Source organism: Costertonia aggregata (genome assembly GCF_013402795.1).
GTDB classification, from domain to species: Bacteria; Bacteroidota; Bacteroidia; order Flavobacteriales; family Flavobacteriaceae; genus Costertonia; species Costertonia aggregata.
Genome location: NZ_CP058595.1, coordinates 1,250,577 through 1,273,145, shown reverse-complemented (window position 1 = coordinate 1,273,145; position 22,569 = coordinate 1,250,577). Strand labels below are relative to the sequence as shown.

19 protein-coding genes and 1 pseudogene are annotated in these 22,569 nt (G+C 40.4%); 6 read left to right on the top strand and 14 right to left on the bottom strand.

Annotation, left to right across the window (positions count from 1 at the left end; genetic code table 11):
- Positions 1-18: 18 nt before the first annotated feature.
- Positions 19-1,128: a T9SS type A sorting domain-containing protein gene (locus HYG79_RS05850; RefSeq protein ID WP_179241184.1), complete on the bottom strand. Its 1,110-nt coding sequence runs from the start codon at positions 1,126-1,128 to the stop codon at positions 19-21.
- A gap of 936 nt (positions 1,129-2,064) precedes the next feature.
- Between HYG79_RS05850 and HYG79_RS05845 the strand changes: the two are divergent.
- Positions 2,065-2,184 (top strand): annotated as a pseudogene (locus HYG79_RS05845) (CBS domain-containing protein); the annotation flags it as partial.
- Between the two features lie 3 nt (positions 2,185-2,187).
- On the opposite strand, the gene HYG79_RS05840 reads toward HYG79_RS05845, so the two are convergent.
- From HYG79_RS05840 to HYG79_RS05825, 4 genes are all read right to left on the bottom strand, one after another.
- A complete protein-coding gene (locus tag HYG79_RS05840) occupies positions 2,188-2,538 on the bottom strand; it encodes a DUF2116 family Zn-ribbon domain-containing protein (RefSeq protein ID WP_179241183.1) in 351 nt (116 codons plus the stop codon).
- A gap of 1 nt (position 2,539) precedes the next feature.
- A complete protein-coding gene (locus HYG79_RS05835; RefSeq protein WP_179241182.1) occupies positions 2,540-3,028 on the bottom strand; it encodes a DUF6265 family protein in 489 nt (162 codons plus the stop codon).
- Positions 3,029-3,105: 77 nt separating this feature from the next.
- Positions 3,106-6,255: a VPS10 domain-containing protein gene (locus HYG79_RS05830; protein ID WP_317168488.1), complete on the bottom strand. Its 3,150-nt coding sequence runs from the start codon at positions 6,253-6,255 to the stop codon at positions 3,106-3,108.
- A gap of 74 nt (positions 6,256-6,329) precedes the next feature.
- Positions 6,330-7,046, bottom strand: a complete 717-nt coding sequence (locus HYG79_RS05825; protein ID WP_179241180.1) for a class I SAM-dependent methyltransferase — start codon at positions 7,044-7,046, stop codon at positions 6,330-6,332.
- A 230-nt stretch (positions 7,047-7,276) separates the two neighbouring features.
- Here HYG79_RS05825 and HYG79_RS05820 point away from each other — a divergent pair, with 230 nt between their 5' ends.
- Positions 7,277-7,609, top strand: coding sequence for a single-stranded DNA-binding protein (locus tag HYG79_RS05820; RefSeq protein WP_179241179.1), 333 nt, complete (start codon positions 7,277-7,279; stop codon positions 7,607-7,609).
- A gap of 51 nt (positions 7,610-7,660) precedes the next feature.
- Here HYG79_RS05820 and HYG79_RS05815 read toward each other — a convergent pair whose 3' ends face one another.
- The 4 genes from HYG79_RS05815 to HYG79_RS05805 all read right to left on the bottom strand — a co-directional run bounded on the left by HYG79_RS05815 (position 7,661) and on the right by HYG79_RS05805 (position 10,498).
- Complete coding sequence (locus HYG79_RS05815) at positions 7,661-8,215, bottom strand: phosphatase PAP2 family protein (RefSeq protein ID WP_317168487.1); 555 nt, start codon at positions 8,213-8,215, stop codon at positions 7,661-7,663.
- Positions 8,212-8,496 carry a hypothetical protein gene (locus tag HYG79_RS18215; RefSeq protein WP_317168486.1) on the bottom strand — a complete coding sequence of 95 codons (285 nt, stop codon included), beginning with the start codon at positions 8,494-8,496 and terminating at the stop codon, positions 8,212-8,214. Before HYG79_RS18215 ends, HYG79_RS05815 begins: the two co-directional genes overlap by 4 nt.
- Positions 8,497-9,030: 534 nt before the next feature.
- Positions 9,031-9,552 (bottom strand): ferritin, encoded by a 522-nt coding sequence (locus HYG79_RS05810; RefSeq protein ID WP_179241178.1) that lies wholly within the window; start codon positions 9,550-9,552, stop codon positions 9,031-9,033.
- Between the two features lie 43 nt (positions 9,553-9,595).
- Positions 9,596-10,498: a histone deacetylase family protein gene (locus HYG79_RS05805; RefSeq protein WP_179243484.1), complete on the bottom strand. Its 903-nt coding sequence runs from the start codon at positions 10,496-10,498 to the stop codon at positions 9,596-9,598.
- A 183-nt stretch (positions 10,499-10,681) separates the two neighbouring features.
- On the opposite strand from HYG79_RS05805, the gene HYG79_RS05800 reads away from it, so the two are divergent.
- Entirely contained in the window at positions 10,682-11,635 is a 954-nt protein-coding gene (locus tag HYG79_RS05800) for an L-threonylcarbamoyladenylate synthase (protein ID WP_179241177.1), read from the top strand.
- 67 nt (positions 11,636-11,702) lie between these two features.
- Here HYG79_RS05800 and metG read toward each other — a convergent pair whose 3' ends face one another.
- The 3 genes from metG to HYG79_RS05785 all read right to left on the bottom strand — a co-directional run bounded on the left by metG (position 11,703) and on the right by HYG79_RS05785 (position 17,152).
- Entirely contained in the window at positions 11,703-13,787 is a 2,085-nt protein-coding gene (metG, locus tag HYG79_RS05795; protein WP_179241176.1) for a methionine--tRNA ligase, read from the bottom strand.
- Positions 13,788-13,938: 151 nt separating this feature from the next.
- Positions 13,939-15,642 carry a DUF1501 domain-containing protein gene (locus HYG79_RS05790; RefSeq protein ID WP_179241175.1) on the bottom strand — a complete coding sequence of 568 codons (1,704 nt, stop codon included), beginning with the start codon at positions 15,640-15,642 and terminating at the stop codon, positions 13,939-13,941.
- Between the two features lie 10 nt (positions 15,643-15,652).
- The gene (locus tag HYG79_RS05785; protein ID WP_179241174.1) at positions 15,653-17,152 is read right to left on the bottom strand and encodes a DUF1800 domain-containing protein; all 1,500 of its coding nucleotides are present in this window, start codon (positions 17,150-17,152) and stop codon (positions 15,653-15,655) included.
- Positions 17,153-17,342: 190 nt separating this feature from the next.
- Here HYG79_RS05785 and HYG79_RS05780 point away from each other — a divergent pair, with 190 nt between their 5' ends.
- From HYG79_RS05780 to HYG79_RS05770, 3 genes are all read left to right on the top strand, one after another.
- Positions 17,343-17,702 (top strand): YraN family protein, encoded by a 360-nt coding sequence (locus HYG79_RS05780; protein ID WP_179241173.1) that lies wholly within the window; start codon positions 17,343-17,345, stop codon positions 17,700-17,702.
- A 128-nt stretch (positions 17,703-17,830) separates the two neighbouring features.
- Complete coding sequence (locus tag HYG79_RS05775) at positions 17,831-18,490, top strand: aspartate kinase (RefSeq protein ID WP_179241172.1); 660 nt, start codon at positions 17,831-17,833, stop codon at positions 18,488-18,490.
- Positions 18,491-18,550: 60 nt separating this feature from the next.
- Positions 18,551-20,524, top strand: coding sequence for a DUF3352 domain-containing protein (locus HYG79_RS05770; RefSeq protein ID WP_179241171.1), 1,974 nt, complete (start codon positions 18,551-18,553; stop codon positions 20,522-20,524).
- Between the two features lie 174 nt (positions 20,525-20,698).
- On the opposite strand, the gene HYG79_RS05765 is transcribed toward HYG79_RS05770, so the two are convergent.
- Positions 20,699-21,511: a helix-turn-helix domain-containing protein gene (locus HYG79_RS05765; protein ID WP_179241170.1), complete on the bottom strand. Its 813-nt coding sequence runs from the start codon at positions 21,509-21,511 to the stop codon at positions 20,699-20,701.
- A gap of 543 nt (positions 21,512-22,054) precedes the next feature.
- The gene (locus tag HYG79_RS05760) at positions 22,055-22,354 is read right to left on the bottom strand and encodes a GIY-YIG nuclease family protein (protein WP_179241169.1); all 300 of its coding nucleotides are present in this window, start codon (positions 22,352-22,354) and stop codon (positions 22,055-22,057) included.
- Between the last annotated feature and the right edge of the window lie 215 nt (positions 22,355-22,569).

Genomic DNA, 22,569 nt, shown 5'->3' with positions numbered 1-22,569 from the left:
TTTAAGGCGGTCGGTATGTTAGTTCTTTATGATTTTCTTTACGATACTGCTACCGTCCGTCAACAAAAAACGGACGATATAGATACCTTGTGGATAGTTTTGCAGATCTACCCTTACTTGGCTCTCCCCTTGGTTATGTTGCATGGGAATGGTCCTGTTCCCCATGTCCGAGACTTGGATATCCAAAATACGTTCGTTGTGCATGCCGTCCCATTCCATGGTCAGTTTCCCTTGGGTCGGGTTGGGATATACCGTTATGCTTTCTTCAAGTTCGTTCTTCTTTGTTTCGACGGCCATGTCCTCCGCTGCTGGGGCTTCCGGCGCGGTATCGGTCGGTTTGTCCGGCAAAACGGCCTTTAGGGTAACGGATTGGGAAGGGGGCTTGCGTAATTTGTTGTTTCCTGCGGCATCGTAGGTAAACACGAGGCTGGTAATGTTCTCCTTGCCCAACAGCCTGTTTATGGATGGCTCGTTGCCGTTGATTTGCTCCATACGGGGTGCGAAGTAATACTGACGGTCTGTGGTATTGGTGTCATAATAAAGAAATGTTCTATGTCTGGTAGCCGTAGCAGTGCTCTTGAACTTAAAGTCCCTCAATCTTCTTACTTTATTGCCGGTGACCGGATCATATACACCGCCGATATCGTCCGTCCCGTTAAATGAACTGTTGTGTATGAAACCTACCAATAGGTACCACTTGTCAAGCTCCGGGAGGTCGGCCGAAAAAAAGTAGGGATTGTTGTTCTCCGTTCCGTTTCGGTTGAGTACTTCGCCCTCGTTCCATGTACTACATCCAAAGTATGTACTACCGGTGTTTGAATTTGTTTTCTTTATCCATACCGATAGGCGATAATCCTTGGTGTTGTCGATAGCATGTTTTTTGGAGATGAAACCACCATCGCCATTGCTTTGACTATCCGGGGTCGCTTTCCAGAGCAGCACATTGTCGCCAAATGGGCCGATACCGTACTCGCGATTGTTTTCCTGTGTAGTTCCAAGTGCCGAAAACCCTGGGGAAGAACCTGTTCCAACCGTCCAGTCATCGAGGTCATTCTCAAGTAGGTTTTGTGATGAAAGTTGAATTGAAGCAAAGAAAAGTAAGGGAAAGCAAAATAATTTAGATGTCATCTTGTAGGAATTAGAAGAATTGTCTTACTAAACTAGTCCTAAAAATTAATATGATTTTAACACTTTAACGAATATAATCATAAATGTGCCGATGAAAAATGCACTTTATCGAAAGTGACCGAAAATGAACGCCGATACATCAAGTTTTTCATATCGATGTGGCTAGCTAGTCAATCGAATTTTATGGCATTCTTTGCTTAAACCAACCTTCACTGAATAATGTAGGGAGAATGACAACTTCCGAAACCATCTATTAGGAACCTATCTTTTATTTAGACTTTAGCCGTTCAAATGCCTTCATCATTTTCCTGCTTTCTTCTTCATATTTCATTTGGAGAATTTTAGCCTGTTCGACACCAACCAAATAAAATTGTTGTTGACCGAACCTGAAAGTTTTAGTATGTTATTGTAACTATTACACCGAAATAAGTCGTTCCACTGGTTGTACCAGTTTTTTTGACCCATACGGCAAAGCGATAGTCCAAGTTTGAATTTACCGTGTGATAATCAGTGTTCCAGCCGCCATCAGGGCCACTTGAATTATCTGGTGAGGCTTTGCATATAACGGTATTTCCTCCTGTGGGGCTGGTTCAGTTTTCACGCAAGTTTTCAGAAGCTGTTCCGTTTTGTTTGAAACCTCTCGCCGATCCTGTTCCAGTGATCTAACTATTTAAGTCATTTTCAAGTAAGTTTTGTGATGAAAGTTGAATTCTAATAAAAAAGAACAGATAAAAAAAGTAGTTTCGGTATCATTCTGCAATGATTTAGAAGAATATGCCTACTAATTTATAATAATAATTTAATAAAATTTTAACAGTGTAACGAATATTTATGCATTTCATCGGTAGAATATGCGTTTTATCTATCAGAATCAGAATTATTTTTCTTTAAATACAAAATATACCACACTAATCTATGATTGATTCTCCTAATCGCATTTTCGACAAGCACAACAGGCGCAGGTTACCGGTAATGAAAAACGGACTCCTGGTAGGACAAATAAGCAGAAAGGATATCGTAGTCGCGGCTTTAAAACTGAGCGGGCAGAATTGGTAGGCCTTATTCCCTCTTCACGATCATATAAAAATCATTGTCCAAGGGCAAATACCCTAGGTCATACACAAAATAATAGGTAGTTCCTTTTTTGGTAATGTATAAGTTGGTAATGTAGTCAAAATCAAAGCCCTTTTCGGATAATTTTGCTTTTGTGGTCTTGGTCTTGCCTTCCTTTAATTGAAAACTTTCCAAAATACGATAGTTTTTGCGTAGCCTGTTATTAACGTTACGCACAATATTTTTACTATCCTTGTTGAGTTTGTTATTGTATGCGTTGCGACAGTAATCGTTACAGAATTTTTTATCGATTCTGCCAAGGATTGCCGTTCCACATTCCAAACATTGTTTTTTCAAATTACTGTTTTTTGTAATTGAACTTTATCTCTTCCTCTTTTTCACCTTGGTGGACTAAACCATAAATATTTATTTCTGTGGCACTTACCTTTTCAAAGGTAAATCCATCAAAATAGAGTCGATTGCCCTCTGCCTTTATAAATTGAAAGCGCTGCACTTCATTTTTTTCCTCCCATCCTTTTAAATCATCGCCAAAATGTTTCAGTTCAAAAACGAGTGTTTCATCTAGCTGGCGAATATGGCCCAGTTCATAAAAATTCACGGCTCCGTCAACGACCAATTTGAATGAAAACATCATGGAACCTCCTAATGGAGGGCTCCATATTTCTTCAATTACTCCTCCAAAAGCCTCTCCTTTCCAATGGCCTTCCATCCAAGTGATTTGCGATAAATCGGCTTTGGGCGAAGCAGTACCTTGATCAAAGGCTAAAGTATTTTGGCCATACGTGTTGGTGGCGAGTAACAATAACGATAAAAGAATTTTTCCCATAGGAAATTTTATAGGTTGAAACAATATACAAATTATCCGTTTGTAAACGGTTTGTTTCTCTTATTCGGCTCAATGTATCAATCTGGTAAAATAATAGCTGGAATCTTCAACTCCCTATACTTCTCATTATAGGCCTTCATCTCGTCATTAACAATGGCTTTTCGTTCGTTTTCATACACTTGCCAATCTTTTTGTAAATCGGCCCAACGTTCTTTAGCTCCTTTGGTTACCCGTGGTTCAGCGGCATCGATATATCCTTTTAAGTGAATCATTTGTGCATTGAGCTTATTATTGTAATTGATAACATCTTGAAAGGTCTTTTGTTTGGCTTGTATCAGATTTTCCTCCCAGCTTGTGATTCGTCTCAATAGCGATTCTCCTTTTTCCAAAAGTTCTTTTGCACTTTCATTGTCTTTCAAAAGTTTGGCATATGCCTCCAATTGCGATTTGGCGGAACGCATGTCGTTTACCGATTCGTGAATGGTTTTGAGCGATGTTTCAATCTCTTCCAGCATGGCTTGCTGTTCTGTGTAGTCTTCTGGACTACCATCAATCTTCGGATTTGCCAAAACCGTCACCTCGGTTTCCGATGATACGTCATCTAAAGAGAGTTTTAAGGTATATGTTCCCGGGCCTACATTGCTGCCCGAATCTCCACCGAAAATGAACACTTTCTCAATGGCAGGCAGGCTTTCACGTTTGAAATTCCAAGCAAAACGGTTGTACCCTTTTTTGGAGGGAAGAATCTGTGGCTTCGAAGGACCACCGGGCCAAGTTTTAAAACCTTTCGGTTTTTTATTGGTATAGGTTCTAAGAAGTTTAGCACCTTGAAAAACCTCTAATTTCAAGTCCAGACTGTCCACATCTTTTGCTAGATAGTAATCGAATGTGACCCCGGTTTTTGGATTGTCTCCCAGGCCCGGTCTCGGTTTGTCACTACTACCGCCAAAAATCAAATAGGTGTCTTTGGGTTTGAAGATCTGAACAGTTTCTTTAGGTGTAGTGATATTCTGAATCGCGGCGACATCATCCAATATCCAAAAAGAACGTCCTGCGGTAGCGGCGACCAAATCATTGTCTTGAAATACTAGATCATTGATAGGAACGACAGGGAGATTCAACTGAAACGGCTGCCAATTTTGACCGTCATTGAAAGAAATGAACAAGCCCGTTTCCGTACCTGCGTACAGCATGCCTTTTTGTTTGGGATCTTCACGAACGACTCTGGTAAACGTATGTTCGCCGGTTATTCCATTCACAATTCGTGTCCAAGTTTGCCCATAGTCATTGGTTTTGAAAATATGGGAATTCAAATCCATTGACTTGTATCGCATCACCACAACATAGGCGGTAGCGGCATGATGTGGCGAAACCTCAATGCTGTTCACGATTCCGTCAGGAATATTCGGGGGTGTTACATTTGTCCAATTTTGTCCCCCATCTTTGGTGACATGAAGCAGCCCGTCATCACTGCCTGCCCAGAGGACGCCTTCTTCGTGTTTCGATTCTACCAAATAGGTAATGGTGTTATAATTTTCTCCACCAGCAGCTTCGTTGGTGTAAGGTCCGCCCCCGGGGCCATGTTTTTCGGTTTCGTTTTTGGTCAAATCGGGACTAACAACTTCCCAACTTTGTCCTTCATCCGTAGATTTGAAAACCACATTTCCGGCATGATAAATCGTATTTCTATCGTGGGGAGAAGTAATGACTGGTGCGTTCCAATTGTACCGGTATTTCGTGTCCTTGGGTGCAATACCCAATCCCAATTCAGGATATTGTTTAATGGGTTTTGATTCACGTGATTTAGCATCCCACTTGTCGAGATTCCCTTGATAAGTACCCCCATAAATAATCTCAGGATTATCGGGATCAAAAGCCAAAAAAGCACTCTCGCCACCAGCAACGGCATACCAATCTTTCCAATCGATACCGGTATCATTGGTACGACTTGCAATGGCCACCGTAGAATTATCTTGCTGGCCCCCGTACACATTGTACGGAATCAAATTATCGGTGATGACACGATAAAACTGTGCCGTGTTTTGATTGGTTTGCGTGCTCCAACTTTGTCCCCCGTTATTAGAAACGTTTGAACCCCCATCATTGGAATTGATCATCCGTTGATTGTTATGCGGGTCAATCCACAAATGATGGTTGTCACCATGTGGAGTAGGTAGGGGTTTAAAGCTTTTACCGCCATCAATGGACTTTGTTACCGGTGCGTTCAACACATACACGATATTCTCATTTTGTGGGTCGGCGAAGATTTCCATGTAATACCATGAACGAGCGATATTGATGCGGTCTTTGTTGACCTGGGTCCATTTTTTGCCTGCATCGGTCGATTTATAAACGCCACCTTTTTCTCCTTCCGCTTCAATGACCGCATAAACGATTTCATTGTTTGCTCGTGAAATGGAAATACCTGCTTTTCCAAATTCTTTTGGCAGACCTTCCTTCATCTTCTTCCAAGTGCTTCCGCCATCGGTGGATTTATACAAGCCGGAAGCTGCCCCACCTGATTCCATTATCCAAGGATAGCGTCTGTGTTGCCACATGGCCGCATATAAGATGGATGGATTTTTCATATCCATCGATATATCGGATGCTCCCGTACTATTGTCTACGAAAAGTGTTTTCTCCCAAGTTGCTCCCCCGTCTGTTGAACGATAAACTCCACGTTCAGGATTTCCGCCATACTGGGCCCCTTGCGCAGCAACAAAAATAATATCCGGATTTGTAGGATGAATTATCACATCGGAAATATGTCGGGTCTTATCCAACCCAATGTGTTTCCAGGTTTTTCCTGCATCGGTAGATTTGTAGACCCCGTCGCCCATAGAGGTCATTACCCCTCGAGCGGCATGTTCGCCCATACCGGCAACAACAATATTCGGATTGCTTTCGGAAACGGCGATAGAACCAACTGTACCTGTTTTAAGAAATCCATCGGAAATGTTTTTCCAGGTGATTCCCGCATCCGTGGTTTTATAAATACCGCCGCCAACGGTGCCCATATAATAGGTCAAGGGTTGGCCCACTACTCCTGAAGATGCTACACTTCGCCCGCCCCGATGCGGACCGATGTTTCGCCATTTTAGTCCATGGAACATGGAATCTTGAACCGTGATTACAGGGGTAGTCGTTTTCTTTTTTCTCTTGCCCTGAGCGTAGCCGAAGGGTCCAGTTAAGGGTAGAACTAACAAAAAGATCAAAAGTAATTTCATGATTTTCATACAGTAGTTGGTTATGTATTTTCAAGATAGCTATAAAACAGAAAAATCGATAGTGGTTTTTGCAATTATTTCTTTACGAACACCATACAATGCTGCCAAGGTAGGTTATCAATATTTTTTTCCAGCACCATCCCAGCTGCTTTCATTTCTTTAACGGCCTGCGCTTCGGTCATTTTGTGCAATTTTTTTATGGGTACCCCGCTATCCTCGCCACGATACTCAATCAGATATAGTTTACCTTTTGGGCGTAATGCTTTTTTGATGGAATTTACCATCTCAACCGGATGGTTGAATTCGTGATATACATCTACCATAAGTACCTTATCGACCGAATTTTCCGGTAAGTTTACGCTGGTATCGGTTCCTTTTACGACTCTTATGTTTTTATCAGTTGTATTCTTTTTTTTTCGGCGTATTTCCGCTAACATTTCCTTCTGAATATCTACGGCGTAGATGAGTCCGTTTTTGGCCAGCGGCGCCATTTTAAAAACGTGGTAGCCCGAACCAGCTCCGATATCGGCTATGGTATCGCCGACTTTTATGTTCATGTTTTTGAGTAATTTCGAAACATTTTCCTCTTTTTCCCGTTCAGGGCGATTTAACCACGACATACCCTGAAAACCCATTACATGAGCAATTTCACGACCCATGTACCATTTGCCGATACCATTGGCATCTCCTTTTTTGTAACTATAGGTATTTTTTGTGTTCGATTGCCCTGTACATTGCTGCAAGGAAAGCATTATGGTGCATAAAAACAGAAGGATGCTGATTCTTTTCATTTTGAGTGGGATTTGCCTTGTTCTTGTAAATTAGTGAATAATCTTCAAATAATTATCTAAAATAATTTATTTATATATAATTGATAGTCAATTATATAAAAGTTTACAAACGTTTACAAACGAAAATAAACACTTCCCAACCGAATCTTTTTTTGCTAGCGTTTTAGGTTTGCAGTGTCAAATCAAGGAGGTTTGATAGTATTAACTGTTTAACACGAAAAATTAAAATTATGAACGCACTTAAAAACAAAGTACAGTTGATTGGTAATTTAGGGCAAGACCCAGAAATCGTAAACTTGGAGGGTGGGAGCAAACTCGCCAAATTTTCCATAGCCACAAGCGATAGTTACAAAAATGCCAAAGGCGAAAAAGTAGAGGAAACCCAATGGCACAATGTGGTCGCCTGGGGCAAAACGGCCGAGATTGTCGAAAACTATTTGACCAAAGGGAAGCAGGTGGCCGTTGAGGGAAAATTAACGCACCGCTCGTATGAAACCAAAGAAGGTGACAAGCGTTATATTACCGAAGTACGCTGTAACGAGCTTTTGATGTTAGGTAAATGATAAAAAAATAATGTTTACATGTAGGCCCCGCCATGTACGGGGCTTTCTGTTTTAGAATCGGGCAACAATGCCCACTGTACCTGGACCAAAATTGAGGTCCCAACTTACGTCTTTGGATCGGGCATTATATTTTTGATCATATTTTTTATCCAAATACTTGTCAATCGATTCCACAGTGGCGATGCTAATGGCAAAAGCGAAAACCATATCGCTCAACCAATGCTGACCGTCCCAAACCCTAGAAATTCCTGGAATGGCCCCTACGGTATAAATACCGGCTTTTACCCATTTATTTTTAAATTGTTTTCCTATGGCATATGCATTGGTAAAGGCCAACAAGGCATGTCCCGATGGGAAGGAATGAAAGTTTCGGCTCGAGTTGAAAGGGTCGAACGTATCCTTTCCCAAATTGGCGACAGGCCTAGCACGCCCTACGACCGATTTTAAAATCTGTTGCAATAGCCCGGCAGAGGTAGCTGACGAAATCAACAGCACTCCGGTCCTGCGAAGTTTTTCATTTTTTGTGACTAGACCTACCAAATAAACTCCTGAAGTTGCCAAATAATTATTTTCGGGACTACCATAAAATTCCCCATATTCTCTCATGATTTTTGGAACACCTTCCTTTTGCCTATGATAAAGCTAGACGTATTGTCATCGGCTAGGTAAACCAGCCCAGTACCACCTACTACGGCGCCGAATTGCCCCCATTGCTTTCCGCCCCAGTGTAAGGGCCTAGTGTAAGAATGGCCAACGGCCTTGAACATATTGCCAAAGTCATAAATGAACATTTGCCAACGGGTATCCAGCGTATCAGAAGTGGTTGCATTCCGTTGTCCGTGGCTACATGATACAACAAAAAAGAGACAGAACAAGATTTTTTTCATGTGGGCGAAAATACAAAATAGGTACCATGCCAAATACTTGAATCCGATATCTTTTTAGCGCAGACAATTAAAACACATAGTTACGTAAGTGTAGTGTATTTTGATGATATTCTGTAAATTCTAGGGGATTTCATGTTTTAAATTCAAAAGAACCAATCCTTCGGCTAAGCGTGAAAGAATCCTAGAGAATTTGGATTTTGAGCAAAAAATGTTCTCGGTACGATTTTTCGTTCCTCAAAAAAAACTCGAACTGACCTATCGGTAACATTCTCATTCTACATGCAAAAAAGGAATCATTACTAGTTGGATTAGGCTACCTTTTTCAGCAAATCAAAACAAGGGCAACGCTTACAGCGTTTGTTTTCACTTTTTTTGTATTTTTTGCAACACTTTGTTTTGCAGTTCGTTAGGTCAAGCTCTTTTAAGACGGCGCCTTTTTTCTTCTTGGATTTTTTTTTCTTTTTGCCCATAGTCCATACTATGGCATAAAAATAATTATTTTAAATGAATCTAAATAAATACAATCTGTTAAAATTATTCCCCAGCGGTATCTGAGGCCGCACTTTCAACTGAAATTTGCTGCACATCGCGGTCAAAGAGGTACAGCCCGCCTTTATCGTTTCCTATCAAATTTATTTTGTCCAAAATAGTACGTGCCAAGGCTTCTTCCTCAATTTGTTCCGCGACATACCACTGTAAAAAGTTATGTGTGGCATAATCTTTTTCTTGCAGGGTTACATGTACTAATTCGTTTATGCTTTTAGATACAAATAGCTCATGCTCGTATAATTCTTGAAACATTTTTGGGAGTGAACCAAAATCGGTCTTAGGGGCTTTTAGGACTGAAACCTTTGCATGCCCACCCCGTTCATTGACAAATTTGACCAATTTGAGCATGTGCATACGCTCTTCGTCCGAATGGCCGTACATAAATCCAGCGACGCCTTCCAAACCTTTGACCTCGGCCCAAGAGGCCATAGATAAATATACTTGGGATGACTCTGCCTCGATTCGTATTTGATTGTTCAGAGCCTCTTCTAACTTCTTAGATAACATAGAATTATATTTTAAACAAAGTTACAAAATATTGGATGCATTTTTAGAAGAAGATATCTTGCGCAGACCTAAACGTATTGGCATGGGCCTCTACAATTATTTTAATGTCCGCAGAGTAACCGCCACCCATGCTACATTGCATGGGAATCTGTAGTTTTCGACAGGTTTCCAATACCAATTCGTCCCTGTTTTTACAACCTTTCACAGACATCCCCAGCGTACCCAATTTGTCGGATGACAACACGTCAACGCCACAGAGGTAAAAAACAAAATCCGGTTTTTGTTCATCTATAAGTTTGGGTAGGGTTTTCTTTAAGACGGACAAATACTCGTCATCCCCAGTATTTTTTTTCAACGGTATGTCTAAATCCGATGTTTCCTTTTTAAACGGATAATTACTGGCACCATGCATGGAAAACGTGAAAACGGAAGCATCGTTTTGAAAAATTTCAGCGGTACCGTTCCCTTGGTGTACATCCAAATCTACAATAAGAATCTTTTTTGCCAACCCCTGCGATTGTAGGTAACGTGCTCCTATGGCCTGGTCGTTCAGCATACAAAAAGCTTCTCCACGATTGGTGTAAGCATGATGGGTGCCCCCTGCAATGTTCATGGCAATCCCATGTTGTAGCGCATACTCGCATCCTTTTATGGTTCCATCGGCAATGATACGTTCACGTTCCACTAAATCTTCGGTCAAAGGAAAACCAATTTTACGAGCTGCTTTGGGTGGAATCTTTATATTTAATAAATCATAAAAATACTCAGGATCGTGAACGGTGACGATATGTTTGTCATTGGGAATCTGAGGTTCAAAAAAATTATCTGGCCCACAAGTACCTTCGTATAAAAGCTGCTGTGGCAACAAATCGTACTTTATCATAGGGAACCTATGGCCTTCGGGCAATGGATGTTTGTAAATAGGGTGAAAGGCAATTTTTAACATAGCATCACAAAGATGAATCTTCAAGATTGGATAACCAAGGGTAACGGTTAATTTCTACGGCACAAGAAAAACTCATTTAAACTTCTTCAATAAGGCTAAAAACTACCGATTTTCACTAGAATCCAAAAAAGTTTAAACAAGTTCGTAAACGAAATCGTATGGCTGTATTACCTTTGTGAACAAATGAATAGTGTTATTACCACAGATATTGCCTATTGCCAAAAACTGTTGCGTGACAACAAAATAGTGGCCATACCTACGGAAACGGTTTATGGTTTGGCCGGAAACAGTAACGAGGAAAAAGCAATACGGCAAATATTTGAAATTAAGGGCCGACCTTTGTTCAATCCGCTTATTGTGCATATTCATCAATTATCACAAATGGATACTTTGGTCAGCGAGGTGCCAAAACCTGCAAAAGCTTTAATGAAAGCGTTTTGGCCAGGCCCCTTGACCTTGATTTTACCTAAAAAAGAAGGTGTAAGTGATTTAATAACCGCAGGAAAACCAACCGTTGGGCTACGAATGCCCAAACATCCAATGACGCGGGAACTCCTAAAAGGACTTGATTTTCCCGTAGCGGCCCCCAGTGCCAATCCCTTTACCAAGGTGAGTTCTACGTCTGCGGATCATGTGGCCTCTTACTTTGGAAACAAAATACCGGCAATTTTAGATGGTGGGCCCTGTGAAGTTGGCCTGGAATCTACTATCATAGGTTTTGAAAACGATACACCGATCGTATACCGCAAAGGCGGAATTTCTTTAGAAGCTATAAAAGCTTGTGTGGGAGAGGTCAGGCTTTTGACAAAAGAAGAGAACAGCCCAACAGCCCCGGGAATGCTCCTAAAGCACTACTCGCCAAACACCAAACTTATGGTCAGTGATACCGTGGAAAAATCGATATCCGAAAATTCCCATCTTAAGATAGGTGTGCTAACGTTTTATAAGGATGATTACAAGAACTGTACTGTAAAAGTGCTTTCCAAAACCAGTGATATCAATGAAGCTGCGCAACAACTATTTGCGGCACTGCATGAGTTGGACCATATGAATTTGGATATTATCATAGCAGAACGTTTTCCTGAAGAAGGTTTGGGCATAAGTATTAACGATCGTTTGGAGCGGGCGGCCAATTAGTTTTCTACTGCTGTTGATCTGGGAATTTATTTTGCGGATTTTTTGTCGTGAACGACCCTAAAACCATTTAACTAATACTTTCCCCGTTACCAACCCCATCTTCGTCAGGGTTGACAAAAACCAATTTACCCTCGGCATTCTCGGTCATTAAAATCATACCTTCACTATCCACACCCCGTAATGCACGTGGCGCCAGATTGATTAGAACGGTTACTTTTTTACCCACAATTTCTTCGGGGGTAAAACTCTCCGCAATACCAGAAACGATTGTACGGGTGTCAAGACCAGTATCGACCTTGAGAACCAATAATTTTTTGGTTTTTGCCATTTTTTCCGCTGCTACAATAGTGCCAATACGCATATCCAATTTGGAAAAATCCTCAAAAGTGATGGTGTCTTTCTGCGGTTCCACTTCTTTGTTCATTTGCTCGTTTGATTTTTTAGTGGCTTCCAATTTATCAAGTTGCGCTTGAATCTCTTTGTCCTCTATTTTTCTGAATAAAAGTTCGGCTTTATTGATTTGATGGGCTGCTGGCAATAAAATCTCTTTTGTTGAGACCTCGTTCCATTGAAGGGTTTTTTCGCTTTCACTTGAATTGACATTTAAAATGTCTTTCAACTTGTTCGAGGTAAACGGTAGAAAAGGTTCGCCCAAAATAGATAATCCCGTTGCGATTTGTAGCGCAACGAACATAATGGTCCGTACACGCTCCCCATCATTCTTAACGACTTTCCAAGGTTCTTCATCGGCCAAGTATTTGTTTCCCAGTCTGGCCAAGTTCATTAGTTCTTGTCCGGCTTCTCTAAAGCGATACCGTTCGATAGAACCCGAGATTATTTCAGGATATTTTCTCAGTTGTTCTAGCGTTTCATTGTCGATTTGACTAAAGATAGAAGGACTGGGTACTACGCCATCATAGTATTTGTTGGTCAAAACCACGACACGGTTGATAAAATTCCCTAAAATCGCTACGAGTTCGTTGTTGTTTCTCGCCTGAAAATCTTTCCAAGTAAAATCATTGTCCTTGGTTTCCGGTGCGTTGGCCGTTAAGGTATAGCGCAATACATCTTGCATGCCGGGAAATTCCTCTAAATACTCGTGTAGCCAAACTGCCCAATTTTTGGACGTGGACAGCTTATTACCCTCTAAGTTCAAAAATTCGTTGGCCGGCACATTTTCCGGGAGAATATAATCGCCATGGGCCTTTAACATGGACGGAAAAATAATACAGTGAAAAACAATGTTGTCTTTCCCTATAAAATGTACCATTTTAGTTTTTTCATCCTTCCAGTAGGGTTCCCAATCTTTACCTTCACGTTCGGCCCACTCTTTGGTAGATGAGATATATCCTATGGGCGCATCAAACCAAACATATAATACTTTGCCCTTACCACCTTCGACAGGAACGGGAATGCCCCAGTCTAGATCACGGGTAACGGCACGAGGTTCCAATCCACCATCTATCCATGATTTGCACTGACCGTAAACATTGGATTTCCAATCGTTTTTGTGACCTTCCAAAATCCATTCTCTCAGAAAACCCTCATACCTGTTCAAAGGTAAAAACCAGTGCTTGGTTTCTTTGGTAGTGGGAATAGTGCCGGTTATGGTCGATTTTGGTTTTATAAGGTCTGTTGCATTTAAAGAAGAACCACAGTTTTCACATTGGTCACCGTAAGCTTCTTCATTCCCACATTTTGGGCATGTGCCTATCACAAAACGATCCGCCAAAAATTGTTTGGCCTCCTCATCGTACAACTGTGCGGTGATTTCTTCTATAAAATCACCTTTCCGATACATTGATACAAAAAATTCGGATGCGGTATCATGATGTATTTGTGCCGATGTTCTTGAATAATTGTCAAAAGTAATCCCAAAGTCTTGAAACGACTTTTTTATGATCGTATGGTATTTATCGATAATATCCTTTGGGGCAACCCCTTCTTTTTTGGCTTTCATTGATATGGCCACGCCGTGCTCATCACTGCCGCAAACAAAAGCGACATCCTTTCCTACACCGCGGAGGTAACGGGCATAAATATCGGCGGGTACGTAAACTCCTGCTAAATGGCCAATATGAATAGGGCCATTGGTATATGGCAAGGCGGCGGTTATCGTATATCTAGCGGGATTCTTAACTGTTTGGGCCATCAATCGTAATTTGAGGCACAAAAATACTCAAATTGTAGTTTCCTTTATTTAAAAACTCCTTTCTCTTTTGAGGCGGCTGTAGGGCAACGGCATAAAAAAACCTCCAAGAGCAATAAAATACCTTGGAGGCTTTGATGCATAAGGGGTCAGATTAAGCGACCATGATGGATTTACTCATCTTTTGGTCCCGTACTTGAATTCTGTAAATATATTTTCCTGTCGCCAACGTCACGGGCATACGGTCACGAATATTGATTTCCGTTGATCCTTCCAACATCATCTCGTTGTATACCGTTCCCAGATTTTGACCCAGGATATTGAATAACTGAATGTCTACATGGGCACTAAATGGCATTTCCAAATAAATATGCGGTGCATCGCTACTGGGATAAAACGGCTTGTGTACCACTGTATTCAATAGTTCAGGATTTGGGTCTTCGGCTACTGGATCTTCTGGTGGATCAGATGGAACAAAGGTCTCGTCACTTGAAGCCAAATCTTCCAAAGTTTCCCCGCTACAGTTGAACCCTAGGTTTATACCGCGATACGGATGGCCCAACAAATGGGTCTCGACCAGACCTCTATCAACGCATAGCCATTCTGCCAATACCGTACCGTACAGATCTCTAAAATCGGTTACCATATCCAGATTACCTCTACCATCACCTACTTCTAAATCTGGATGTTCCCCTACAAAAGCGCTACCGTTCAATGCAGAGCCAAAGAAAAGGGTAGGGGCGGCTTTACCGTGATCGGTACCGTTTGAACCATTTTCAAAGATTCGTCTCCCGAATTCCGAGAAGGTCATGCTCAATACTTTTTCGTCCTGTCCGGTAAAAGCGACATCTTCATAGAAATTATTGATGGCTACCGACAAATTGGTCATTAACCTTTCATGTGCCAAAGGCTGATTGCCATGTGTATCAAAACCACCCATGGATATCATGTATACCTTAGTGCCCAAGTTTCCTTTTATCAATCTGGCCAAAAGTGCCATTTGTCTGGCAAAGCCGTTATCTTGATATTCTACCTCATTGCGTCCCCTTTGGGCGGCCTCATAAATTTTTCCTGCATATATTTCGGTTGTATTGGCCACACCCCTCAAAAACTGAAGTTGGTCACTGTACATACAATCGTCAAACAGGTCTTCATTTAAACTAAAATATTCCCCGTCATCGGCAATACGTTCCAATTGATCAATATTGTTGGTAACGAACGCATAGTTGGTTTCCTCGCCTTCAAAAACAAGATTGGCGATATTGCCTATCTGTACGGCTGCGGGAGCTTCTGGCGGATTTAGTAGATAATCAGGGTAGCATTGTTCAAAATGTCTCCCCATCCATCCTGTATTCAGTCCGTTAAAGCCTGTCGAGGTCAAATCGGTATTTGCAAAAATATCCGAACCGGTAAAATGGGATTGGCTCTGATTGCCATAACCCACACCGTGTACAGCCTTAAATTGCCCTTCGCCCCACATGGGTTCAACCGCATTCATGTATGAGGGTACACCAAAATCGTCGGTAAGTTTCAAGACTTTGCTTTCCGGAATGTAAATATTGGGTCTTGCGTTAGCGTAGGTATCATATTGTTGAATGGGTATTACCGTACTTAGGCCATCGTTACCACCGGATAAACGTATCAATATCAAAATATTGTCGGTTTCCGCATCGGCAATAGCAGAGGTCAAAGGCGATGGTGCAGAGGCCGAAACCATATTGCTGCCCAACATCATTGTTCCCGAGCCTGCTATGCCCAACGCTTGTAAAAAGGAACGTCTGCTCCATGTTTTATGCTCTAGGTCGTGACCTTCGTGTTCTTTTCCTTTATGGGGTGTATTATCGTGTATATCGCACATAGTAGTAGGTTTATTTAAGTTGAAACTCAGGTTGTTTTGTTATGTGTACCATTAGCTCGTATACCTGAAGAGGAGCTCTCTCCAAGGTCATGTTCCATAAACTGGTACCTCCGTTTTCATCAGCATAAAAACCATTATCCTCATAGGCCTGTCTGAACACGGTTATCGCTGCGTTATATTCAACCTCCTCTAATAGTCCCTTGGGAGTTAACTTATCTATTATTGCCCTGGCTACTATGGCGGGATCACCTTCTGTTGAACCACTGGCCCCAGCCGCATTGGTGGCATCGATGCCGAAAGTCCTAAATTGTTCTTCATTGTTGCTCCAGAACATTTCCAATAACATTTCTGCCGAGAACCAACGACCGATCATATAATTGGTATTGATCCATTTTCTGTCCCGTTGCCAACCGGCAACATCTACGGGATCAAAAAGGGTTTGTCCTATAAGTGAGGCCGAATCTATGGCCCTTACAAGAATATCATTATTGTATGCGAAATTGGTTTCTTTTGTAAGGTTCAGATAAATATCAAAAGGGCTTTTTATGATAACACCTATCGTGGTATCGTCAAAAAAGTGCTCACTTTTAAACAATTGTCGAAGGACGGGGGCAATTTCAAACCCGCTGGAAACAAATGTCGCTGCCATACCATTTAAGATAGGTTGTGCTTCCGGTGCATTTGAGTCTGGGTGTACAAAAAAGCGGTATAATTTTTTGCTGATAAAATACCCGATTTCATTTGGCCTTTGGTCAAAAAGATTATCTATAATGCTATCGTAATCGGTAACAGGTTGTCCAAAAACGGTTTTTGCATCGGTATTGAATTGTTCCGGGTCAAAAGTTATGAACGAACAGCCGATCTCCCCACGGTTGGTATAACCGGTCAATGCCTTTGAGGTATCAACAATATCATCTTCGGTATAGCCATTGCCCTCGCCCAATGTGAAAAGCTCATAAAGCTCACGGGCATAATTTTCATTAGGTCTGTTTCTCCTGTTGAAAGCACCATCCAAATAACGTAGCATAGCACTGGTGAGCCCTATCTCGCTGACAAAGGTTTTGAAATTGCCTAAAGAATTTCTTTGTAGGCAGTTGGTATATTCATGCAAAAACGCATTACAATCATAAATATCAAGTTCTGTCACAAAATGGTTGCTCCAAAAGAAACTCATACGATCCCTCAAGGTGTTTTCCAACAGTCCGGTCGTGTAGGCAATCCTCCATTCAGAAACCTGCTGCCTACGCAATTGTCTGCGTGCATCCTCATCTTCGGGATAGTTACTATTGTTCCAATTGGCCCACACAGGCTCAGGTAAAGGTGGTAACGCCAACGCTTGGTCTACAAGCGCATCTGCAATAGCAGTGGCAGATTGACCTACAGCTGCATCTATTGTTGCAACCGAGGCACTAAAACCAAGTCTTCTGTACAAATGTTTAGCCTTGGCTCTATCCAAAGGCGTAGTGTACGGCGCTAATGTACCGAGGTTACAATTAACGAAGTATTCCATAATTTTAAGGCTTTAAGAACGTTCATGTGTGTAGGGGTCTATTCTTAACGCTTAAATACTTATGTTAGTATCTTTTAGTATCCAATTTTCTTAGATAGACTCCTAAATTACGTTCTTATGTTTGATTTGGACGCTGAACTGTTAATTTTTTCGATGAAATGCAATATTCATATCGGTTTTAAAGATTTTTATGGCATCACACAATGAGTTTGGTAAAAAAGGAGAACAATTGGCGGTAGATTTCTTGGTAGATGCCGGTTACGAGATCAAATATAGAAACTACAGATTTTTAAAGGCCGAAATAGATATCGTCGCGCAAAAGGAAAGTACCTTGGCATTTATTGAGGTCAAATCACGAAGCTCAGATTATTTTGAGAATATTGCCGATACAGTTACCACTAAAAAAATAAAACTAATGGTCATGGCTGCGGACCATTTTGTAACCGAGCAAGATTTGGATGTAGAAGTACGCTTTGATATCGTTACCATTTTAAAGAAAAATGGAAAGTTTGTCATTGACCACCTTCCCGATGCTTTTTATCACTTTTAAAATTTTACTGAAACTATAAATATATTATCACTATGTTCAATCAAAAGCACATAACAAGTTAGATTAATCATGACACTTATTGTTTTATTTGTAACAATTTGTTATTTTGCGATGAAACAACCTTTCCCATGAAAACTATTTCATCCGTCGTAGAACAATACATAAAGAAGAAGCCCTTCTTGCAAAGTGCTTTGGCACAAGGTATTATCAATCTTACCTCGTTGTCACGAATCGTAAAGCCCGAAATCGAGGAAGCCTTGGGGAAAGATGTCAGAAACGGCGCCATTGTAATGGCCTTGAAGCGTTTATCTGACGATATGGAGTTTAGGGCCACCCATAAAATCGTAAAAGTCCTTAAAAATATCGGTGAAATTACAGTACGTTCTTCATTGACCGATTATACATTTTTGGTATCCGATACCATACTGGTACAACAAGCCAAACTGTTGGAGGAGATAAACCAAAACCAAGATGTGTTCTTTACATCATCCCGAGGGGTCAACGAATTGAACATTGTAGTGAGCAATACGGTAGATCAGACCGTAGAAAGACTCTTTAACGCCGAGAAGCAGACCCAAAAGGCAGAAAACTTATCATCGATAACCGTAAAACTGCCAGCAGAGAACGTTTCGGTACCCGGTATCTATTATTTTATTTTTCAACGACTGGCATGGGAAGGTATCGTGCTCTACGAAGTAATCTCGACCACCAACGAGTTTACCATATTGGTAAACGACGAGCAGGTTGATGTTGCCTTCAAGACCATAAAGGATTTAAAGACCTTGTAATGAACTAAAACGGATTCTTTTCCGTTTTGGGAATATCGTTTTTTCCTCTTTTATTCAAAAATGACAAAAAAAAGAATACTTACGGGTGTTATCATAGTACTCTCCATCTATGTAATGTACCTTTTGTACATTTTTGTGCTTTCGCCAAAAACCAATCTACAGTCCATTTATTTGATTCCAAAAGATGCTGTTTTTGTCATAGAATCCGAAAAACCGGTAGATAGTTGGAAAAAAGTAAGCGAGAGTAAAGCTTGGCAACATCTACGAAAAAATAGTTATTTCGCCGACCTTACGGAGAGTATCCAAAAAATGGATACCCTTTTTAACAATAAAAGAAGGCTTTTTGAATTTTTTGATGATCGCTCGCTCTTTATATCGGTACATATGGTTTCCCGAAAAGAGTACGGGATATTTTATGTAGTTGACCTTAAGCGTATCGCCAAATTAAAGATGTTGAGAACCTATTTCAATACCTTTTTGAACGAAAATTACACCTTGAGCAAACGTGACTATCACAACCATGAAATATTGGAGGTTTTTGATATTGAGGATAAGGAAACCTTGTATTTGTCCTTCATCAAAAACCAGTTGGTGGCATCATATACGCATACCTTGGTAGAAGCATCAATCGACCAATATAAAGAACCTGCCCTGGGGCGTGACCTCAATTTTATAGAGGTCAACAAAAAGGTAGGTTATGAGGATTTGTTCCGGCTATATCTGCAACACGATTATTTTGATGATTACTTTCAACGATTCTCCAGCGAACCCAACGATTGGGTGGATCGATTGAGCGATAATTTTCTGTTCTCCGGTTTTAGTTTTGATTTGGACAAGAACAGTATGCTTACGGCAAACGGTTTTACCAATATAAGTCCTAACAACGAAAATTATCTGGAGGCCTTACAAAAATCGGGAATGGGCAAGCGTAGCGTTCCGCAAATCGCCCCCAAACGAACATCGGTCTATGTGAGCTATGGCTTTGGCAGTTTTTTTGAGTTTTATAAAAACTTCGAATCGGTACAGCAGGGCAACGATTCAGAAGCCTTCGAGAGCTATACCAAAGGGATACAAAAAGTTGAAAATTTCCTTAAAATTGATGTGAAAGAACATTTTGTAAGCTGGATCGCCGACGAGATTGCACTACTTCAAATAAAGTCCAACATATCAAAAAGCACAAATGATGTGGCTTTGGTCATAAAGGCTAACGATATAGAAGCTGCAAAAACCAATCTTGATTTTGTGCTAAAACAAATCAGAAAGAAAACACCGGTCAAGTTCAAGGCAATCGACTTCAAAGCGCATGAAATCAATTTTCTTTCCATAAAAGGGTTCTTTAGACTGTTATTGGGAAATAGGTTTGACGAATTTGACAAGCCTTATTTTACAATAATCGAGGATTACGTTGTATTCAGCGACAACCCCAATACCTTAAAAAGTATGATTACCGATTATTTGGAGAAACAAACCTTGTCTACCTCTAAAGAATTTATGGCATTTGACCAAAAATTTGATGAAAAATCCAGTCTGTACCTTTACAGCAATATTCCTTTGTTATATGACAATATATATGCTTTGGCCGATAGGCCCACGAAGGCGCAGATGAAAAAAAACAAGGATTTTATGGTGTGCTTTCCCCATCTGGGATTTCAATTGACGCCCAAAGGTAATCTGTTCAAGAGCCAACTTATCATGGACTATGAGCAAATCGACCCATCTAAAAATAGCGTTGTACATCAAACCAAACCGGATTCCAAAACATCATCCAAACCATCTGAAATCACGGATGCCATTTTTGATTTGAAACCTATATACCCTACAGATTTGAATGCCAAATCATTTAAAAAAATGTATACTAACGGGAAGGTACAGTTTGAAGTCGAGTTAAAGGATGGCCTAAAACATGGCAGTTATAGTCAATATTACAAAAATGGCGGGATAAGGATAAAGGGCCGCTTTCGTCAAGACCTTCAAGTGGGCACTTGGCGATATTACAATTCAGAAGGCGAACTCATCAGAAAAAAAAGATTTTAGCTATACTTCTCACTTCCATGAATCGCTCAAACCGTAAGTCCTGTTTTTTCTTTAAGGTAAAGTCGAGAACATGGGCTTTATTAAAAGAATTTTGCTCCGGTGATGCACAATACCTTTAAGAAATCACCTGTAATAATCAGATGGGTCAACGTTTTTTATACAACAAAGAATGGCCTATGGGCGGTATTTTACCATTTCCCTTGTTTTGAAGAGAAAAATCACTTCCATTAGTATCGCCGCAAATTGAACAAATAAACCTATTGGTGCCAAAATTACTGTGAGAAAACAAACCGAGGCCAAAATTTCAAGACCACCTGCTGCATAACCTACCGTACCCAAACGCTTTGCAGATTTGATAATCGATATGCCGAACAACATACCCAAAGTTCCCACGATAATAGATTCGGCGATCAAAATACCTTCAACAGGAAATACTGTGTTGAAAAACAATGAAGCCACATCATATATGTAGAACAATAGTAGAACGATAATGAGCAATACCGAAGCAATTTTCATTAGATAGTTTTTTAGTAGCCTTCCTGTAATCAAAAAACCATAAGCCATAAGGGCATAACTTAAATAGGAAATGATTTTAATGGTAATGTGACCATTTAAACCAAATATAAGTTCGTCTTCCCCAAATCTGGATATATCGGCAAAAGCTTCAAATGGTCCTGAAATCAAATATAGAATACCCGAAATGCCTGCAAGGGTCAACAAAAACCGAACGGTTTTTACTTCGTTTTTAGAATTTGAATTTATGATGTTTGAATCGTTTTCTTCTTTTGAGCCATAGAGTTCTTCATAGTCATGGTCCAATGCGGATAAAATAGTCTTTATGGTATAGCTTCTGGGCGATACTTCCCCATTTTCAATGCGCTGTAACGTTCGCACATTAATATTGCAACGTTCTACCAGTTCCTCTTGTGTAAGCCCTTTTTGTTTGCGTAGTTCGGTAATCTTATTACCCAATGCCGGTTGTTTCATCGTAATTGCTTTTTGGATTATTCAGCAATGTTACGATCAAGATAAAACCTAACCAACGAACTTTCCAAAATTTGACCCGACATTCGCACGGCATTGTACGTATATAAGTCCATATAGTCATTTTGAAGCGAATGGAACGATCAAAAGAAATCTATGGTTTAGTCCGGTTTTGATGGGCTTACCAATTGTCGTAACTCTCCTCAATTCGAAATGACCCTATGTGTTTTTTTGTCATTTCGAACGAACGTGAGAAATCTCATAACCGAGGGCATTTTTAAAAAATGGTTTTTTGGATTTCTCGTCGCTTTGCTCCGTCGAAATGACTATTTTCACCTATATAATCTAACAATGAATTTTTTCTGCATGTCATTTCGAACGAACGTGAGAAATCTCATAACCGAGGGCATTTTTAAAAAATGGTTTTTTGGATTTCTCGTCGCTTTACTCCGTCGAAATGACCTTTCTTGCTGTTTTCGTAACAAAGGCAACTCGTTTTTGAATGTCATTTCGAACAAATGTGAGAAATCTCATAACTGAGGGCATCTAAATTACTTCATTATTTAAAAACTCCCATTCGGGGTTAAAATCACTGATTAATCTATTTTTCTTTTTCCGTCTCCATTTTTTGATTTCTTTTTCCCTTTGTATAGCTGTTTCAGGGGATTCAAAACCTTCATAGTACAGCAAATAATAGCAATTATATTTCCCTGCGAATGATTTTTTGGCATTTTTGCTGTCAAAATAATGTTGTGATAATCTCCTTTGAATATTATTGGTCATTCCTATATAGAGCGCAGTTTTATTTTCATTAGTGACTATATAAACAAAGTAACTATAAAGCATCTCTAAAAATAACTTATTTTGGATTTCTCGTCGCTTTGCTCCGTCGAAATGACTATTTTCATCTATATAATCTAATAATGAATTTCTTTCTGAGTGTCATTTCGAACGAGAGTGAGAAATCTCACAAACGTTGACATTTCTAAAATGGTTTTTGGATTTCTCGTCGCTTTGCTCTGTCGAAATGACCTTTCGTGCTGTTTTTGTAACAAAGGCAA

Coding starts and splice junctions, on each gene's coding strand:
- HYG79_RS05850 (WP_179241184.1), bottom strand. CDS start 1,128: ATGACATCTAAATTATTTTGCTTTCCCTTACTTTTCTTTGCTTCAATT.
- HYG79_RS05835 (WP_179241182.1), bottom strand. CDS start 3,028: ATGGGAAAAATTCTTTTATCGTTATTGTTACTCGCCACCAACACGTAT.
- HYG79_RS05830 (WP_317168488.1), bottom strand. CDS start 6,255: ATGAAATTACTTTTGATCTTTTTGTTAGTTCTACCCTTAACTGGACCC.
- HYG79_RS05825 (WP_179241180.1), bottom strand. CDS start 7,046: ATGAAAAGAATCAGCATCCTTCTGTTTTTATGCACCATAATGCTTTCC.
- HYG79_RS05820 (WP_179241179.1), top strand. CDS start 7,277: ATGAACGCACTTAAAAACAAAGTACAGTTGATTGGTAATTTAGGGCAA.
- HYG79_RS05815 (WP_317168487.1), bottom strand. CDS start 8,215: ATGAGAGAATATGGGGAATTTTATGGTAGTCCCGAAAATAATTATTTG.
- HYG79_RS18215 (WP_317168486.1), bottom strand. CDS start 8,496: ATGAAAAAAATCTTGTTCTGTCTCTTTTTTGTTGTATCATGTAGCCAC.
- HYG79_RS05810 (WP_179241178.1), bottom strand. CDS start 9,552: ATGTTATCTAAGAAGTTAGAAGAGGCTCTGAACAATCAAATACGAATC.
- HYG79_RS05805 (WP_179243484.1), bottom strand. CDS start 10,498: ATGTTAAAAATTGCCTTTCACCCTATTTACAAACATCCATTGCCCGAA.
- HYG79_RS05800 (WP_179241177.1), top strand. CDS start 10,682: ATGAATAGTGTTATTACCACAGATATTGCCTATTGCCAAAAACTGTTG.
- metG (WP_179241176.1), bottom strand. CDS start 13,787: ATGGCCCAAACAGTTAAGAATCCCGCTAGATATACGATAACCGCCGCC.
- HYG79_RS05790 (WP_179241175.1), bottom strand. CDS start 15,642: ATGTGCGATATACACGATAATACACCCCATAAAGGAAAAGAACACGAA.
- HYG79_RS05785 (WP_179241174.1), bottom strand. CDS start 17,152: ATGGAATACTTCGTTAATTGTAACCTCGGTACATTAGCGCCGTACACT.
- HYG79_RS05780 (WP_179241173.1), top strand. CDS start 17,343: ATGGCATCACACAATGAGTTTGGTAAAAAAGGAGAACAATTGGCGGTA.
- HYG79_RS05775 (WP_179241172.1), top strand. CDS start 17,831: ATGAAAACTATTTCATCCGTCGTAGAACAATACATAAAGAAGAAGCCC.
- HYG79_RS05770 (WP_179241171.1), top strand. CDS start 18,551: ATGACAAAAAAAAGAATACTTACGGGTGTTATCATAGTACTCTCCATC.
- HYG79_RS05765 (WP_179241170.1), bottom strand. CDS start 21,511: ATGAAACAACCGGCATTGGGTAATAAGATTACCGAACTACGCAAACAA.
- HYG79_RS05760 (WP_179241169.1), bottom strand. CDS start 22,354: ATGCTTTATAGTTACTTTGTTTATATAGTCACTAATGAAAATAAAACT.